The 17,020-nt window shown below is 36.1% G+C and carries 12 protein-coding genes and 1 other annotated feature; of the genes, 3 read left to right on the top strand and 9 right to left on the bottom strand.

Annotated elements, in window-relative coordinates; translation table 11 throughout:
* Window positions 1–95: 95 nt before the first annotated feature.
* From CDIMF43_RS02445 to CDIMF43_RS02420, 6 genes are all read right to left on the bottom strand, one after another.
* Window positions 96–320, bottom strand: coding sequence for a hypothetical protein (locus tag CDIMF43_RS02445; RefSeq protein WP_074402403.1), 225 nt, complete (start codon window positions 318–320; stop codon window positions 96–98).
* A 41-nt stretch (window positions 321–361) separates the two neighbouring features.
* Window positions 362–1,468, bottom strand: a complete 1,107-nt coding sequence (locus CDIMF43_RS02440) for a DUF916 and DUF3324 domain-containing protein (protein ID WP_109841102.1) — start codon at window positions 1,466–1,468, stop codon at window positions 362–364.
* 84 nt (window positions 1,469–1,552) lie between these two features.
* Window positions 1,553–2,338, bottom strand: coding sequence for a WxL domain-containing protein (locus CDIMF43_RS02435; protein WP_109841101.1), 786 nt, complete (start codon window positions 2,336–2,338; stop codon window positions 1,553–1,555).
* A 44-nt stretch (window positions 2,339–2,382) separates the two neighbouring features.
* Window positions 2,383–3,180, bottom strand: a complete 798-nt coding sequence (locus tag CDIMF43_RS02430; protein WP_034572441.1) for a WxL domain-containing protein — start codon at window positions 3,178–3,180, stop codon at window positions 2,383–2,385.
* A complete protein-coding gene (locus tag CDIMF43_RS02425; protein WP_074402400.1) occupies window positions 3,167–3,502 on the bottom strand; it encodes an LPXTG cell wall anchor domain-containing protein in 336 nt (111 codons plus the stop codon). The genes CDIMF43_RS02430 and CDIMF43_RS02425 overlap by 14 nt, the downstream gene beginning before the upstream one ends.
* Before the next feature lie 12 nt (window positions 3,503–3,514).
* Window positions 3,515–6,625 (bottom strand): WxL domain-containing protein, encoded by a 3,111-nt coding sequence (locus CDIMF43_RS02420; RefSeq protein ID WP_233218278.1) that lies wholly within the window; start codon window positions 6,623–6,625, stop codon window positions 3,515–3,517.
* A 455-nt stretch (window positions 6,626–7,080) separates the two neighbouring features.
* Between CDIMF43_RS02420 and CDIMF43_RS02415 the strand changes: the two genes are divergently transcribed.
* The 3 genes from CDIMF43_RS02415 to CDIMF43_RS02405 all read left to right on the top strand — a co-directional run bounded on the left by CDIMF43_RS02415 (window position 7,081) and on the right by CDIMF43_RS02405 (window position 9,710).
* Complete coding sequence (locus tag CDIMF43_RS02415) at window positions 7,081–8,520, top strand: helix-turn-helix domain-containing protein (RefSeq protein ID WP_109841099.1); 1,440 nt, start codon at window positions 7,081–7,083, stop codon at window positions 8,518–8,520.
* An 80-nt stretch (window positions 8,521–8,600) separates the two neighbouring features.
* Window positions 8,601–9,005: a hypothetical protein gene (locus CDIMF43_RS02410; RefSeq protein WP_109841098.1), complete on the top strand. Its 405-nt coding sequence runs from the start codon at window positions 8,601–8,603 to the stop codon at window positions 9,003–9,005.
* Window positions 9,006–9,140: 135 nt separating this feature from the next.
* Entirely contained in the window at window positions 9,141–9,710 is a 570-nt protein-coding gene (locus CDIMF43_RS02405) for a recombinase family protein (protein WP_074402396.1), read from the top strand.
* Between the two features lie 63 nt (window positions 9,711–9,773).
* On the opposite strand, the gene CDIMF43_RS02400 is transcribed toward CDIMF43_RS02405, so the two are convergent.
* The 3 genes from CDIMF43_RS02400 to CDIMF43_RS02390 form a co-directional block, all read right to left on the bottom strand.
* Window positions 9,774–11,582 carry a heavy metal translocating P-type ATPase gene (locus CDIMF43_RS02400; RefSeq protein WP_109841097.1) on the bottom strand — a complete coding sequence of 603 codons (1,809 nt, stop codon included), beginning with the start codon at window positions 11,580–11,582 and terminating at the stop codon, window positions 9,774–9,776.
* A gap of 190 nt (window positions 11,583–11,772) precedes the next feature.
* Complete coding sequence (locus CDIMF43_RS02395; RefSeq protein WP_109841096.1) at window positions 11,773–14,538, bottom strand: cation-translocating P-type ATPase; 2,766 nt, start codon at window positions 14,536–14,538, stop codon at window positions 11,773–11,775.
* Between the two features lie 69 nt (window positions 14,539–14,607).
* Window positions 14,608–14,654: a sequence feature (sodium ion sensor (DUF1646 type); this cis-regulatory element may regulate processes involved in with the transportation of sodium ions), on the bottom strand.
* Between the two features lie 109 nt (window positions 14,655–14,763).
* Window positions 14,764–17,019, bottom strand: coding sequence for a WxL domain-containing protein (locus CDIMF43_RS02390; RefSeq protein WP_135017056.1), 2,256 nt, complete (start codon window positions 17,017–17,019; stop codon window positions 14,764–14,766).
* Between the last annotated feature and the right edge of the window lies 1 nt (window position 17,020).

The following is a 17,020-nucleotide window of genomic DNA, read 5'->3' as shown; positions in this document are numbered from 1 at the left end:
CTTACATTTCTTCTCTTAATTTAATATTGAATGGGTCTAAAAAAATTTTTTTAGACCCATTCAACTTATTAAATCCGTATTGTTCCATGTGTAACTTATCGTTCTTTTATTAAGAGGCCTTCATCCCATAAATCTACGTTTAACAAGGTGACTTCAGGGCCAAAGGTCTGTTTGATGAAGGCTTTCATTTCAGAAAAATCCAATTCTTTTTTAAGCACAATTGTTCGATTCGTAAACCACTTCTTCCGATAAGAACTAGCCGGAATTTCTAAGCTTATTGCATAAACAAAGCAATCGTCCCAATTTTTTTCGATTCTCATGGTTTTATCCTCCTCTTTAATCCATTATGCAAACTAACGTTTTAATTGTTGTCTTCTTCTAAGTTCACTTTTTTAGCACGTTTTTTTCGGTTGGCTTTTCTTCTTTTTTGCGCTTCTTTCTTTTCCTTTTCTTTCTTTTTCTTTCGAATAATAAACCAAATTAATAGCAACGCTAGTAAAATTAGTAAAATGCCAATTAGAATGTAAATCCAAGTGTACTCTTTTTTAACAGTGACATCTTTTTCATTGAAGGCTTTCGCAACATCTGCTTTGATTGTAAAGTCTTTTTTAAACTTCCATGTTTCCCCCATTGATTTTGCAGTCATGGATAGGGTGTAGTCTCCTGCTTTGAGCTTTTCACCATTCAACGAAACTGGATAGGCAAATGATGTATTTGGAGCCATTTGCATTTCTTCTTTTTTAGAAGAATACAGAACATCGCTTTCTCCTTTTTTAGTAATTTTGGTATCTACTGACAGTTGGTTCATATATTTAGCTTGTGTATTTTGTAAGGTTGCATTGATAACGTTACGGGCATTGACTTGGTTAGGCTCAACCTTGTTTAATTTTAATTCTGAGTCAATTTTAACGTCTGTTTCTTGCAATACGACGGCTACTACATAGGCATATTTATTTTCAATCGCTAAGCCTTGTTGTGTTTTTTCTTTTTTAGTTTCTGCTGTGTCTTCTTTTTCTTTTAGAGTAATGCCGCCTGCTAGAATTCCATCAAATCCGTCTTTTGGCATTTCAATCATTAATTCTAAATCTGTAGAGCCATTTGCAGGAATTTTTACTTCATCTACGGCTGGTTTTACAATTTCTTCTATATTGTACTTGCTTGTTTTATCTAATTTTGTATTGGATTCGCCATATTCGACTACTCCGTTGATATTGGTTGTTGCTGCATGTACACTAGGCAATACTGTCACTTCATTGTCTGTGTCATTACGCATGTGAATGTTTAATGTTTGTTTTTCTGATGGCTTCATTGTTAAATCAAAGTAACTGTGAGACGTGTCTTTTTGATTTTCTGGAATAACAGGCTCCACGCTAAATTTTAATTGCGAGGCGTTTGCTTGTGGGATTATACTTACTAAACTTAGAAGAAAGATTAACCCAATCACTAATTTTTTTTTGACGTTCAACATATTTTTCTTCCTCCTACTATAAATGAAAAAATAGGCATAGGAATACACCAGATAGATGTATTCCTATACATAGAAACTTTTTTATTATTCTTTTGAGTTAGCTGGTGTATCTGTTAATGTCCAAGTTAACGTTGTTTTATATGTGTCTGCATCTTTAACACTTGATCCTGGAACGCTTAATTCAATACTTTCAGCCATACTTGCAGCATCTCCGGCACGGTATACCCAAGTACCAAAACCTTCACCTGTAGCTGCTGACATAATGTTTTCAGCTACACCTGTACCATCATTTTTCAATGAGAAAGAAGTTTTGACAACGCTAGGTGCTTTTGAATTTGAAACAGAGGCAACTTGACCATTTTTAAAGGTTACTTCTGCTCCGACTAACTCTTTGCCTTCTTTAGCTGATTTGAATTGACCATTTTGTTTCACACTTAATGACCAGCCTTTTTCACCACCACGTTTGTCTGTTACTTGAGCGTAGTTTGGAACTGGATTTTTTAAATCTGCTTTGCCATCCTCACCTCTTAGGTATTGAGGTTTTGCAAAATACGTTTGGTTTTTAGTTGAAATTAATTGCTCACCGAAGTCTAGGCTTGATGCATAGTCTAAACTTAATGGTCCGTTGGTACCTGGATCAACTGGTTTTTCTGGATCCGTTGGATCAACCGGATCAACTGGTTTTTCTGGATCTGGATCTGTTGGGTCTGTTGGATCTGTTGGTGATTCGTCTTCAACAAATTTTACTTGTGCGTTTGTGTCACGATTCGCTGGAATAGGGCCTGGTGCTGCTGAAACATGACCCACTCCACTTAATAGTAATGTACTGAATAAGACAGTTCCTACGGTTGCTAATTTTAATGATTTCATTTTTTCATTTCTCCTCTAATTTGTTTTTTTTAGTTTAGTTAATTTTATTCATTTCCTGGAACATCTGTTAATGTCCAAGTTAATTTTGTATCGTATTTTACTGCATCTTTAGCTGTTGTTCCTGGCACGTCTAATGTGATGGCTTTGTTTTTCTTAACTGTTTTTCCTTCGACTTCCATATCTTCAAGCGTACCGAAGCGATCTACCCAAGTACCAGCACCGGCACCTTTAACAGCTGTCATTACTTTAGTAGAAGTATTTGGCGTTAATGCCATATCAAATGTTTTTGGTGCGATTACATTTTCGATATTTGAAGCTGATACACCTTCTGTAAAGGTAATTTGTGAACCTGTTAATTCTTTGTTTAAGGTTTTATCGTTTTTAAATTGTCCTTCTTGTTTAACACTTAGTGACCAACCGCCATTATTTCCGCGTTTGTCTGTAATTTGTACGTAGTTTGGTCTTGCTGTTGCTGGATCAAAATCTGACATATCTTCATTCCATAAATATTGTGGATTTGCATAGTACGTTTCGTCTTTATTGGTAATTTTATTTTTACCAAAATCGATACTTGATGCGAAATCAATACTTAGCGGTCCGTCTGTCCCTGGATTTGGCTTGTGATCTGGTGTTGTTGGATCCCATGGATTTACTGGCTTGTTTGGATCTGGATCAACTGGATCGACTGGGTCCGTTGGGTCTTCATCTGGTACGAATTCAACAATCCCTCCACTTTGATACGTTCTTACGTAATCGTCTTCTGCTGCAAAAGCCTGCACTCCAGTTGCTGCAATACTTGCTAATACCATTGCTGCTGTAGTTCCATATTTAATTAATTTCATTATAAATTTCCTCCTGTTTTTTGTTTTTATTTATTACTATTAATAGGACTGTACTAGTGAAAAGAACTAGCCCTATTAAGGTTAAATAACTTGAATTAGTTGTTCCTGTTTGTGGCAAGCGTCCTTGATTTGGTGGTGGTACGCTTGGTTTTCCTGCTGGAGGAATTTGATTAGGAATTTCTGGCTCTGGATATTCATATGTCCCATAAAAACCGATTCCACTATTTGATTCATAGCTTTGTTTTTCAGCTGCTTCTACAATTGTCCAAGATGTTGAGAGACAACCTAAAAGTAACAAAACCAAGACGATTCTTTTTTTCATTTTATCTCCCCCTTATTCATTTCCTGGAACAGATTGCAGTGTCCATTGGATGGCACCTGTATATTTTTCACTATAAGGTTGACCCGCCTTCACTTTTAAAACAGGCCCTTCTTGAATATCTTGCCAATCATTTGAAATTTCGACAGGTTGATTGTCTGTCGTTTTTTGATCTCTAATTGGAATCGAATCTCCTATTGTAAAGGCAAGTTCTTTTCCTTGATTGTAATAATGTAAACTGTTCATTAATTGATGCCCAGACTCACCAGTCAACTCTTTTAGAAGAGTCGCTCTCATTGACCATTGATTTCCTTTGCCACGGCTATCTTGAACAATCAATCCTTCGTCTTTATTTTGAATTGGGTAAGATTTGTCTTTAGTTGAAATTTTTAAATTATCTCCGAAATTTAGTTCATTTGGTGCAGAAACAAATTCTAGTACTCCTTTGATGATTGTTTGCACGGTATTCGATGTCACTCCAACTGCTTTAAAACCATCGGAAAAGTTCATATTGGCTACTGCTGAATTTTTGAAAAGGGTTCCATCAGATACTTTTTCAGCAGCTACCGTCACATCAAACTCGACAACAATCGATTCGTTAGCAGCTATTGTACCGGAACGATCATTTAAGGAAAGGGTATTTCCTGTTATCGTCGGAGTCGCTAAAGGCTTACCTGACTCTGTATGAGCTACTAAATTGCTACTATTTTTTGTATAACTTGTTATTTCAGTAATGTCTGAATTGATTGAAAGGGTACTGTATTTAACCTCCGCTTTTTTATAGGGTGTGCGATAAATTATTTTGTAATGAAGAACATCATTGACTTGCGCATAATCAGCAACAGAGCCATCTTGATGTGTGACACTTTCTTCTAGTACACCGTAATCTTCAATCAACGTGCTCACTTCGTTTGAAACACTTAACGGAATTTCGACACCATTGCTGTATTTCCCTTCAACGGCAGTCTTTGCTTTCACAAGGGTACCTGTTGGGACACCTTTTTTAACTGTTCCGTTGTATTCTAGATAAACAGCCTGTTTTCTACTTACTGGCTTAGTTAGTGAAGCCGTAATTTGCTTCGTGCTTGCATCATATGACCCTGTTCCAACCACTTGACCCGACTCATCTTTTAAGGTGATATTCGTAATCGTTTCAAGCTGTGAATCAACGGTTGTGGTAAAGGTTAATGAAGCATAGTTGTTTGTTTCAGTTTCAGATTGATAGGAACTCAAGGCGGTTCCTCGATACTTCAACTGCTCTCCTGGTGTGGCACTATCTGCTACGGAACCATCAAGGTGAACTACCTCTTCTTTGACTTCAAGTCGCTCATCTTTTAATTTTGCAAATGCTTCGTTACTTTTCACGATTTTATCTGAGGCATCTGAATTGGTTACAATGATTTGACTGGTATTCGGCAACAACCGGTGGCCTTTTTCATAAGGATATTTTGACAAATCTGCCCCTTCTTTAACGGTGGCTTTCACTTCTAAGGCATACATTTTATTGTAAAAATCAGCTTTCTTTAAGGAGGTGGATTTTGCTTCAGCCCGAATGTTATTTCCTTGCTGGGAAAGGGTAAACAAACTATTTACATTTTGTCCTGTTAACGTATCTACAATATCAAAGGCTTGAATGTTCAACTCATCAATTACAGGATCTTCAATAATTAATTGCGGTTCGAAATTTTTTATTTGTCTGTAAGGTACGCTGACATAGGTTGTATAGTTAATCTGTTTCGTTGCTTGATTTTCTACTGTTCCAATTTTAGATGGATCAGGAAAGGCAATTGGAACCAAACTTTTTACATCGTATCCATTCCAACTTCTGGATGAGTAATAATCAAAAGTCAGTTCATCTGTCTCCCCATAGGCAACGCTGACCCACCGTTTCTCATCCGTTTCGCTGACATTGGTATTTCGTGGGGACTCAACCGTTAGCTGATTGCTCTTACGTTCACCTAAAACATCTGAATCTTCTCTGACGTAAACTTCTTGTATACTGTCTGAGTACATGATTGCTGATTCATCATGATCGATATCGGTTAAATTCCAAACCCCTTTAACTTTGATCTTCTCTCCTGTTTCAGAATCATAAAATTCAACTCTGATTGTCGCAGGATTATACCTTGAACCACCACCAACCCATGCTGATAGCATATTATTGCTCCCCCCTGGAGTCGGTGTCGCTGTTCCAAATGAAGACCCGCCACTTGCTGTGTTTACAATGACCTCTTTAACATCAATCACTCGCCCTTTATAGATACCTGTTTTTGTGTAGTAAATATAGGTATCTTCGCCTGATTGTGCTCTTGTAATACGTTGTTTCGCACTTGGTTTCCCTTTATTTACTCCATGAATAAAGTAATTAACTGTGCTTTCTTTAAAACGTGTGAGTACAAGCCCATACTCTCCTGAAATGGTTTGAGGTGGATTTGTTTTTGGAATTTTGATGACGTCTGGTTCATTTACCAACAGAGAATCTTTTGGCAATAAATTCAATCGGGATTGAATTGCTTCTAGTTGAGAAGAAGGAATAGCACTGTCTGCTTCTGTCTTTTCTAATGGATTTTCTACAGCCGGTGGCTCAAGTTCCTCATTCGGAGTGGGTTGCTCTTTTGTTGGAACTTCTGGACTCACTGGTTCTGCTTCTGTATTCTCCTTTGGTTCATTCAATGTTTCTATCGACGGATGTGCTTTGACTGTGATAGGAAATTGTTTTTCTGCCCCAGCTTCATCTGCTACAGTTGCCTTGAACTCTCCTGCATTTGTAAGGTTCCCTGCTATATTTAGCTTAATAGGAGTATTTATCTCACTTGCCAATGTAATTTTTTGTCTAGTTCCTACTGGTTCGATTCTTTCAATTACTCCTTGATTGGCTTGGAGAATGTGCTCTGTATTTAATTCAAATTCTAGTGGTACTTCTAAATAAATTACTGGATTGCTTAACGGATCAGCAATCGTTATGTCAAATTGAAACTCTTCATTCTCATAAAATTCTTGTTGGCTTGAGGAAATCGTTAAATTTAATTCCTCAGCTTTAATTCCAGATTCTTTAAATTTAGTTACATAGTGAATTCCGGATACGATTAATCCTAAAACAAATAGTGCGACAATCCATATGCTCATTTGCTTTTTGTTCATCCTGACTTGCATTCTTTCACCCCTTAAATGAGTCGTGTAAACAAATGATTACGACACGCTATTAAAAAAATCGTCATACACGAGTGAAAGTCAGCTTTGATGCCAATTTAGATTGGTGAAAAAGGCAAAAAAAAAGTGTCTCGTAAACATTTGTTTACGAGACACTTTTTTTATGTTGTTCCTATCTGCAATTACTATATCATCTACTATTTTCACTGTCATTTTAAAAAATTTATTTTTTTTGGAAATTTTTTAGAATCCTTATTTGAATGGGTTTAAATAAGCTAGTTTTTAAAATAAAATAGCATTAAATATATGTCTCTGTTATTCTATAGTTGTTTGAATTCACTTAAAACATAAAAATTAGCTCTAGACTTGATAATTATATTCCTATAAAGTATAGACTAGATTAAATAAAATAATGTATAAGGAGGATCCTCATGAATTTTTTGTTAAATAAAGAATATCAACATAGAATGGCCATCTTACATCATTTAGAATTAACTCCTTTACAAACTACATCGATTCAAGAAGTCAGTGACGCCCTCTCTTTTTCAAATTTTATTGTCAAAAAATCAATTAAACAAATTATTGAAGACTTAGCCGACCATCATATTACTGGCATTCAAATCAAATTAGATTCAAAAAAAATTACCTTTCAATCCGATGGAACTGATTCAATTCTTTCGTTACAGTGGATTTATTTAAAGGCTTCTAACTTGTTTCTCTTGTTAGATGGTATGTTTAAAGAAAAGAACTTCTCGTTAGAACAGTTCTCAGCAAATCAATTTCTAAGCCTTTCTGCTGCGTATCTATTGAGAAGTGAATTGGAAACTATTTTAAAAAATTATCGTATTACGATTGACTCTGATTTACAGCTTGCAGGGCTAGAATCGGACATTCGTCTCTTTCTTTTTGAGGTATATTTTCACTCTTTCAACAGCTTAGAGTACCCATTCTCTAAAGAACTCGTTGAACTAGCCGAATTATTTCTTAAGGAACTTTCAGCCTTTCTCAACACTACCTTCTCTTCTACACAGAAAATTAAAATTACTTTCTTTTTATGTATTACGTTTCAACGACTTTTTTTTGGAAATACACTGAAAAAACAAGGAACTAGTGTGCCTTTTAATGCTATTCAATTAACGATAAAGCCAATGATTGTTCAATTCTTTGTAGATACAACAACTCTGACAAAAGCGCAATTAAAATTGGAAACCAGCTTTTTATGTTCCTTCTTATTTGCTGGAAATTTGATTCCAAAAATCAATACAACCGCTTCTCTAAAATTTATTGAATCAAGTTGCACACCTGCTTTAGATTTAACCGATCTTTTTTTAAAACAGCTAGGCAACCGTTTTGATATTCAAACAGAGGAAACTTACTATGCTTTGTTAAAAAAGGAATTAAATCGGATTCACTACAAATTTTTAAAGTTTAATCATTCTGATTTAATGATGTATTTCCAAGCCAATCCTGAATTTTTAAAAGAAAATTATCCCGATTTTTTCTTATTTTCTGAATTTTTTATTCATAAGAATTTCAATAAGAATGAGGAAACAACTATTTTATTTTATGATTATTTATTTTCCTTGATTCGATACTTACCTGCCTCACTTTTGAATAATCCTATATACGTTTGTGTCGACTTTTCTCATGGAAAATCATATAATCATTTCATTAGCACTTCAATCAAGTCTTTTAAATTTCTAAATATCGTGATTGAACCCAGTCTATCCAATCAAACAAATCTGTATCTTTCTGATTTTAAACCCGCTCATTCCCAGTGCGATTATATTATTTGGAAAAATCCGCCTTTGCCAACTGATTGGGAATACTTCGGAAACAAAATTATTGAATTGAAACATAAGGAAAGGTGAATTTTATGAACCATAAATTTTTACATTTTACTCAATCTTCTATTATCTGCGGCTTGTTATTTTCGGGACTCTTTTTCCCTATGTCTATTAAAGCTAGTCCAAATGATCCGGCTATCGTTTTATTAGCCGATAGCTCGCCTGTCAACCCGCTCAATCCAGCGATCACAGTAGACCCCGTTGAAGCACCTCCTGAATCTACGGATACTGTAGGTCCTTCCAGACAAAACAAAGAACTTGAAACTGTTCATCCAGCCCCTCGTAAAAAAACAGCATCTGTCAAAAAGAAAACAAAAGTAAAAAAAGAAACTACAAAAAAACAATCCGCTCTAAAAATTTCTAATCTTACTCCCTACTCGATTCAACCAAAGGCTGTTTTGCCTCCTGATCCTAGTAGCGGAGGGAATAACGATGATTTTACTCAAACGAATACAGGCCAATTACTTGCAAACTTATCAGGCTGTATTCTCTATGGAATTAAAAAATAACGTTTATTTTTCCGTTTTAATTTTTTTCTTTTTATAACAACGAAAATTTCTTAAAAAAACACTTCCTTTTTTCTTTAAATAATGAACTAACTCGATTATGATAGGATTAGTTCATTACTTTTAGGAGGAATTTTTTTGGCTATACTAGGTTATGCTCGCGTCAGCACACATTATCAACAACTGGATTCTCAGTTAGCTGCACTGAAACATTATGGATGTGACCGTATTTATACCGAAACAGAAAGCGGTAGGAACGAAAAAAGAGCGGAGCTGAACAAGGTACTTAATGAATTGCAATCAGGGGATACGTTTGTTATTTTCAAGTTGGATCGTTTATCTCGAGGTACGAAACACCTCTTGATTTTGATGGAAGAGTTTAAACAGCGGAATATTCATTTTATTAGTATTCAAAATAACATTGACACTACTACGTCAATGGGTCGATTCTTTTTCACTATTATGAGCGCTTTTGCTGAAATGGAAGCTGAATTAATCAGCGAGCGCGTCATTTCCGGATTAAATGCTGCTCGAAATAACGGGAAGCAACTTGGCCGTCCACCCATTAATAAGAATATTGAATTGGTTCTGGATTTGTATGTAAACACAAATATGTCCATTGCTAAAATTTCTCGAACCGCTCAAATTTCTCGATCAACTGTCTATCGGTATCTTGAAAAAAATAACATTCCATTGAAAACAAAGTAACCCTCATACTTATTTTATCTACTGGTTAAAAACCCCATCCTAAATAAAAAGGATGGGGTTTTGTTAATTTATACGTTTTCTTTTTCGGTCTTTCCGTGCCCGAAGTGCAGAGAAAATTGAAACAACATCAACCACTTCTTGCAACGCTGCTCCTAGCAATGCTGGGATAACCCCTGTACTTGCAACCAACATTAAAATGGTGCAAATTAAAATACCTAATAGAACGGATTCTTTGGCAATTTTCATTGTATCTTTTGATAATTGAATCACGGTACTAACTTTGCTTAGATCATCCTTTAGGACAACTACATCAGCAGATTCACTTGCAGCAGTTGACCCATGTGCTCCCATTGCAATTCCGATATCTGCAATAGTCAGTGAAGGCGCGTCATTGACTCCGTCTCCCACCATTATAATTGGACGCTCTGAATCAGGTATTTCTTTCAATGCTGAAATTTTATCACCTGGTAAACATTCTGCTTTAACTTCTGTAATCCCTACTTCTTTGGCAATTGTAACCGCAACATCTTTTTGATCACCGGTTAGCATCATCAGTTTGGTCAAACCTTCTGCTTTCAATTGACTAATTGTTTCTTTAGCCTCACTTCTAATGGTATCTGTAAAAGTAATAAAACCCGCATATTGGTTGTTAACTGAAATAAATAAAGCTGTTTGTTTGATGCCTTCTGGTGTTTGATTGGGTGCAACAAAAGTTAATTTCCCAACTTTTATTTCTTGGCCTTCTACTTCCGCTGTAACCCCATTTCCAACGGACTCTTCAATTCCACTTGCTTTTAATAAATTCTGATTGCCAACGTAGGTCATCAATGATTTTGCCAGAATATGGCCTGATTGTTGCTCCGCGCTCGCTGCAAGCAAGACCATCTTGTCATTTGCTATCGTTCCAGTGGATCGAATTTGGTCAACAGATAACACACCGTTGGTGAGCGTTCCTGTTTTATCAAATGCAATGGATTTAGCCGTTGCTAATTTCTCAATCGTTGTACCCGTCTTAATAATGATTCCGTTTCTACTAGAACGGCTCATTCCAGAAACCATCGCAATTGGAGCTGCTAAAATCAACGGACATGGTGAGGCTACGACTAAAACTTCAGCAAAACGTTTCGGATCTTTTGAAATGTACCACGCAATTCCAGCAATTAAATACGCAACAATTGTAAATGGAACGGCGTATCGGTCTGCTAATCGAACAAAATGAGCAGGTTGTTGCTCTGATTCTTTTACGAGTCGAACAATGTGTTGGAATTGGCTATCTGCTGCTACTTTGTCCACTGTCATCGTAATGGCTCCGTCGCCATTTATTGAACCAGACATTAACAAATCTCCTGCTTGTTTGTTGACAGGTTTTGACTCACCCGTTAATGAGGCTTCATCAAATAGCGATTGTCCAGATAGCACCGTACCATCAACTGGAACGACTTCCCCAGGTTTAACAACTAGAACGTCCTTTACCTTAACGTTTTCAACAGGAAGTTCAACAAGTTGATCTCCTTCGTATTTATGCGCAATTTGCGGAGAATTATCTAATAACGATTTTAGCTCGCTCCGCGCTTTTTTAGCTGCATAATCTTCCAGTGAATCCCCACCGGTCAGCATAATGAGGATAATCAAGCTTGCCCAGTATTCTCCAACTGCTAGTGTAGCAATAATAGCTGTGATCGCTAAAATATCTACTCCATAACTCCCTGAACGTAACGTTTTAACCATTCCAACAAACATCACTCCTGACATGACCACGCCAGCGATTGTTATTAATCCTTGCGCGAGATTATTTTGCTGAAACAAAAATTCTAAAATCAGAGCAATAATTCCCACACTTAATACCAAATACAATTTTTTATCATTTCTCATAGGCGCATTCTTCCTTTAACAAATTAATTGAACTTAAATCAAAACTCGTTCTCTTTCCTAGTGAAAGCATACCATCGAAAAATAAGAAAAGCGAAGAGAAACCCCTAAATGAAAACGATTCTTAGTCTCATACAATGAACAATTTTAGCTTAAATAAAAAACCATCTATTCAAAATAGATGGTTTTTGTTTTACCAGATTTTAATGCCAAACAATTCTTTTAATCCTGATAAAATGAACGTCGGAATTGCGGGAACAACTAGCAATAAAAGATAAACATTTAATGATAATGGTGCTGTGCCCATCACTGTATTGAAAAATGGAATAATCGTTACAAGATACGAACTAATTCCAGCAAATAAAACGGCTGCGACTAAAGGTTTATTTTGGAATGGATTTCTTCTAAATAATGTTTTAGAGCTACGGGCATCAAAAACGTGCCATAATTGCCCATATACTAGGGTTAAAAAGGCAACGGTTTGGGCTTGATTGCTACTCATTCCATTTTTTGCTGCCAAGATAAAGGCTGCGTATACCATTAATCCCATTACCGTTCCTCGAATCAACACACGAGACCATGTGTAATTTGCTAAGACTGACTCTTTTGGATTACGTGGTTTCTCACTCATAATATCTGATTCTGCCACATCATATCCTAGTGAAAATGATGGAACAGCGTCACTGACCATATTTACCCAAAGAATCATTAAAGCTGTTAAAGTCGGTGTTGACGCTGGAACTTGTCCCATCCCTTTTGTGAAGAAAAGCAGGCCAATTAATAAAGATAACACTTCTGCTACGTTTGTTGTCAACTCATGACGCATAAAGTTTTTAATATTGGCATAAATGGTTCGTCCACTTTCAACTGTTTTTTGGATCGTCGTAAACTTATCGTCTAGTAAAATCAAATCAGCAGAGTCCTTCGTCACTTCTGTTCCTGCTATCCCCATTGCAATGCCAATATCCGCGGCTCTTAGTGCAGGCGCATCATTCACTCCGTCTCCCGTCATTGCAACGATTTCACCGTGTTTTTGCAACTGTTCGACAATTCGTTGTTTGTGTTCTGGTGAAACACGAGCATAAACTTGTGTTTCTTTGACAACTTCAAATAACTCTTCATCGGTCATTTTTTCAATTGCTGACCCTTTGATTGAAGGCGCGTCCAACGAGTCAATAATGGTTAAATCATAGGCAATCGCTTTAGCAGTTGCTTCATGGTCCCCAGTAATCATCACAACCTTAACTGAAGCTTCCTTCAATTGCTGAACAGATTCTCTGACTTCTTCTCTTGGCGGGTCAATAATCCCGGCTATACCGGTCACAGTAAAGCCTACTTCTAATTCTTCCACCGTTCCATTGGTTGCTTCTTCTTTGGTTAAAACTTTTTCCGCTACGGCAAGCGTTCTTAATGCCTCTTTAGCAAAATTCAAGGTTGTTTCTTCTAACTTTTTAATTAAAAGAGAGGTTTCAACGCGTTCATTTTCATGTAAAATATAGGCGCTTTTTTCAACCAATACATCTGGTGCTCCTTTGGTATAAAGCTTATACTGGTCGTCTTCTTTTACAATAATACTCATCATTTTTCGGCTACTTGTAAACGGTAGAACACGGTAAATCTCACTGCCCTTTTCAAGGATGTCCTTTTTGGTAATTCCGGCTTTCTCTCCTAAAACCACTAAAGCTACTTCTGTTGGATTTCCAAAAGGCTTGTATTGTTGCTCTACCAATTTTACCTCGGCTTCATTACATAGAACAGCACCTTTCATAAATGATTGGTAGGCATTCGTATCTGGATTGTCACTGATAATTTTACCTTCTGGTGAATACCCTTTGCCTGTAACAAAGTATGCGTCACCGTTGGCAAAGAATTGCGTCACGGTCATTTCATTTTTCGTTAACGTTCCTGTTTTATCGGAACAAACATAAGAAGTTGCGCCTAGCGTCTCAACGCTGTTTAGTGATTTAATTAACCCTTTGTTTTTAGCCATCTTGCTGGCACCGATGGTTAAAACGATGGATAACACCGCTGGCAATGCATCTGGAATAGAGGCTACTGCTAAAGCAATTGAAGTAGACAACACCCCGCCAATTGCGGAAAAGGTTAATGCCCCTGTTGCTTGATAGGATTGAATCATTCCAACAATTAAGGTGAACACAACGACTAAACCAGAAATCAACATTAACGATTTCGTCAATTTTCCAACTGTGTGTTGCAATGGTGAAGGTTTTGACTCAACATTTTGAAGTAGCTCAGCAATTTTTCCTAATTCGGTTTTTTGACCGGTTGCAACAACAATCCCAATTCCACTACCATTTGAAACTGTTGATCCTGAGAACCCCATGTTTCGTTGATCGCCAACACCAATCTCTCCTTCAAGCACTTGACTGTCCTTTTGAATGGCATCTGCTTCGCCTGTTAAATGCGATTCAATCACCTGTAGTTCTGACGTATCAATCCATCTGATATCTGCTTCAATAAAATCACCAACGTTTACCTTTACGATATCTCCCGGCACAAGGTCGACTGAATCATAGCGTCCCCAATTGCCATTTCGTAAAAGAGCGACTTGACGATTGGAAAGTTGTTTTAACGCATCTAAACTTTTTTTAGCACTAATTTCTTGCCAAAAAGACAGGGTCGCATTAATGATAATCAAAATTAAAATTGCCGTTCCTTCATAAAGAGCTTCTGTTCCGTGTTTTACATCACCCTTAATTTGAAAATCGTAATAGGCACTGAAAAAAGACAATAAAATTGCACCCATTAAAACAATCACAATTGGCTCTTTAAAACTGCGTAAATAGATTTTCCAATAGGGATCTGATTTTTCTTCGTTTAATTTATTTGCTCCGAAACGCTCTCTATTTGATTCCACAACAGTATCTGTTAATCCTTCTGTTATAGACACTTTAAATTCATTTAGTACCTCTTGGCTCTCCTTGTTGTAAAATTTCATTCAACCATTCCCTTCTGCTTCTGTTAGTTTTCAAAATAAATACAAAAAAGAGCGCACGCCTTCAAGATGTTCTCCTCACCCTTGGAGAACTAGATCTTGAAAGCTTGCGCCCAACCTAATTTGTATTTAACTGTTTAATCAGTATATCATTTTTTTCTATTGTTATCTATAAGTTCCAGAAGATTCTCATTTTTTGTTCATAATTTTTTGTGATCTTTTAAAAATTTAATTTGGAACATCAGTCATTAGTGACCAATTAACCGTTGTTTGGTAATGAACTTTATTTTTTGCGCTGCCACTAGGTACATACAAGGTAACTTGTGAAGGATTCCAAACATTAGTTGTTATTTTTTTCCCTCTATTCTTGTTTTTTGGCGTTGCTAAAATGGCTGTTGGTGTCTCACTAAGACTGATTTCATGACTAATTATACTAGTATCACTAACAGGGATTTCATTTGATAGTGTGTTGTAAATTGTTCCCTTAGGAATCCTTAATATTGCGCCTTTCAAAGTTGAGCCATCAGACCCCACAAACGGAGTGCTTTGATGTACGCTTAGCGTCCACCCATTGCTACTTGACCTAGTATCAGATACTTGTACCCATTGTCTAGTTAGCGGTTTCCCAGAAACAGACAAAGGCTGTTTTGCTTGATACGTCTTATTTAAAAAGGAGGTTTTTAATTTACCGAAGTCAAAAATTGATGGAGCATAGTCCATTCGAAGATATCCTTTATTTCCTGTCCCCTCATTTTCAGCGTCAACACTTGTCTCTGGTTGCGGATTAGTAGGTTCTACTGGCTTACTCGCGTCAGGTTGTGTAACCGTTACTATAAATTCACTTGTTAAATCTATCGTTAAACCGCTGTCTTCTTTAGATAAAAAATAACTCAAGGTATAAGATCCCAACTCTTTTTTAAAGGTATCTAAACCTCTAAGTTGAAGTTTATCTGTTAAATCAATTTTATTGGTATCTTTGATTAGATAGGCTTGCGTTTGACTGCTTCTTAAAAAATGATTGGCCATTTCTTCATTGGAAAAACTTAATAGTTCTTCTTGATCCATTTGAAAATCGGTGCTCTCTAATAGTGAATTTGAATCATAAACAATTAATTCTGATTGAATTTCAGTACTATTAGATGCTTCATCTTTAATCATCACATAAACCGTATACGTCCCACTTTTTTGCATCATTTGTTGCAGTTGATCGCTATTATTTTTCGTTGAGTACTCAGCTGTAATTTTTTTATTATTAGGGTTGGAATCATTTAAGTCTGTCACAAATTTGTCAGGTGTTGGAATCGCATCTTTTAAAATACTATGAATGGATTTTGCTTCTCCTTTGGGTGGCGTTTTATCTTTAACTACTACATTTTCAATTGCTTGTTTGCCATGTCTATTGGCTTCAACAACAATTTTTTCACCTGCAATAAAATGTTCATCATTTTCTAATCTTACTGTATAATTGCCAAGTTCATCTGCTTGGATTGTAAAATTTTTAGGATCATCTTTAAATGGTGAAAGTAGACTGGCGGTAGGTAAGCTAGTTTTTCCTGTAATCCGGACATAGGCATGTGGGTAAGTTGTTCCTTTAACCTCTTTATTGTTTAGGCTTTCTATATTGTCATTTATCTCTGTTGTTGTTAACGTCATTTGTACATCATCTAAAAATTTTTGTGCTAACTCTGTATATTGAAGTAGAAACGTTCTTTCGGTTGAATTCACCACTAAATCAACAGTTTTTTTCACGCTATCCAATTCTTTTTGCGTTACAAATTCTTTTAATTTTGTATAGGTATTGTCAGTAAATAGCTTTTCAACATCCCTTCTAGCTTCAATAATATTTTGATTTAGATCAATGATTGTAGTATTTGTACTGATAATGCCCTGATAGACTTGTATTGAATCCATATTTACTGTGTATGAGGCTTCCTTAGCAGTCTCAATATCCACCTTAAAATTTTGATACATCATAGTATCAAACGTATTTGGCAAGGTTTTATAGGGTATTCCTCCAAAAGTACTTCCTGGAACAATAGCCATGTTAAGAGTTAGAGGATATAAAGGGTCATAAGACGCATTCTTAAGAGAATAACTAACTTGATATTCATGACCTGGCTTGACCAGAAAAGTACGAGCTACCATTAACATCTTACTGTTTCCATTTACCATAAAGCTAAATGATATGTCATCAAATTTTTTCAGACTCCCTAAAGGCTGATAACTCCGATTTAATATATTATTGTCTTGATCTATGCTTCCGTATTCCCACCACTTATCATAAAAATACGCTCTGAATTTACTACCTTTTAATAAATTATACTTAGTTAACAGATTTATGTCTGTTACCTTATCTGATGTTGGTTGAGGTCTATCTACTAGAGATTCTTGACTAATTTCAGCAGATACATTTAGTGGACAATAGTGCCATCCGATTAAGGTGAGACCCACAACAAAAAGAAGTTTTCTTATATATTTATTCAAA

The organism is Carnobacterium divergens (assembly GCF_900258435.1).
Lineage (GTDB): Bacteria > Bacillota > Bacilli > Lactobacillales > Carnobacteriaceae > Carnobacterium > Carnobacterium divergens_A.
The sequence above is the reverse complement of the archived record's forward strand: the minus strand, read 5'-3'. Positions and strand labels throughout refer to the sequence as shown.

Excerpts from the sequence above, each read along its gene's own strand:
- CDIMF43_RS02445 (WP_074402403.1), bottom strand. The coding sequence starts at position 320 with ATGAGAATCGAAAAAAATTGGGACGATTGCTTTGTTTATGCAATAAGC.
- CDIMF43_RS02440 (WP_109841102.1), bottom strand. The coding sequence starts at position 1,468 with ATGTTGAACGTCAAAAAAAAATTAGTGATTGGGTTAATCTTTCTTCTA.
- CDIMF43_RS02435 (WP_109841101.1), bottom strand. The coding sequence starts at position 2,338 with ATGAAATCATTAAAATTAGCAACCGTAGGAACTGTCTTATTCAGTACA.
- CDIMF43_RS02430 (WP_034572441.1), bottom strand. The coding sequence starts at position 3,180 with ATGAAATTAATTAAATATGGAACTACAGCAGCAATGGTATTAGCAAGT.
- CDIMF43_RS02425 (WP_074402400.1), bottom strand. The coding sequence starts at position 3,502 with ATGAAAAAAAGAATCGTCTTGGTTTTGTTACTTTTAGGTTGTCTCTCA.
- CDIMF43_RS02420 (WP_233218278.1), bottom strand. The coding sequence starts at position 6,625 with ATGAGCATATGGATTGTCGCACTATTTGTTTTAGGATTAATCGTATCC.
- CDIMF43_RS02415 (WP_109841099.1), top strand. The coding sequence starts at position 7,081 with ATGAATTTTTTGTTAAATAAAGAATATCAACATAGAATGGCCATCTTA.
- CDIMF43_RS02410 (WP_109841098.1), top strand. The coding sequence starts at position 8,601 with ATGTCTATTAAAGCTAGTCCAAATGATCCGGCTATCGTTTTATTAGCC.
- CDIMF43_RS02400 (WP_109841097.1), bottom strand. The coding sequence starts at position 11,582 with ATGAGAAATGATAAAAAATTGTATTTGGTATTAAGTGTGGGAATTATT.
- CDIMF43_RS02395 (WP_109841096.1), bottom strand. The coding sequence starts at position 14,538 with ATGAAATTTTACAACAAGGAGAGCCAAGAGGTACTAAATGAATTTAAA.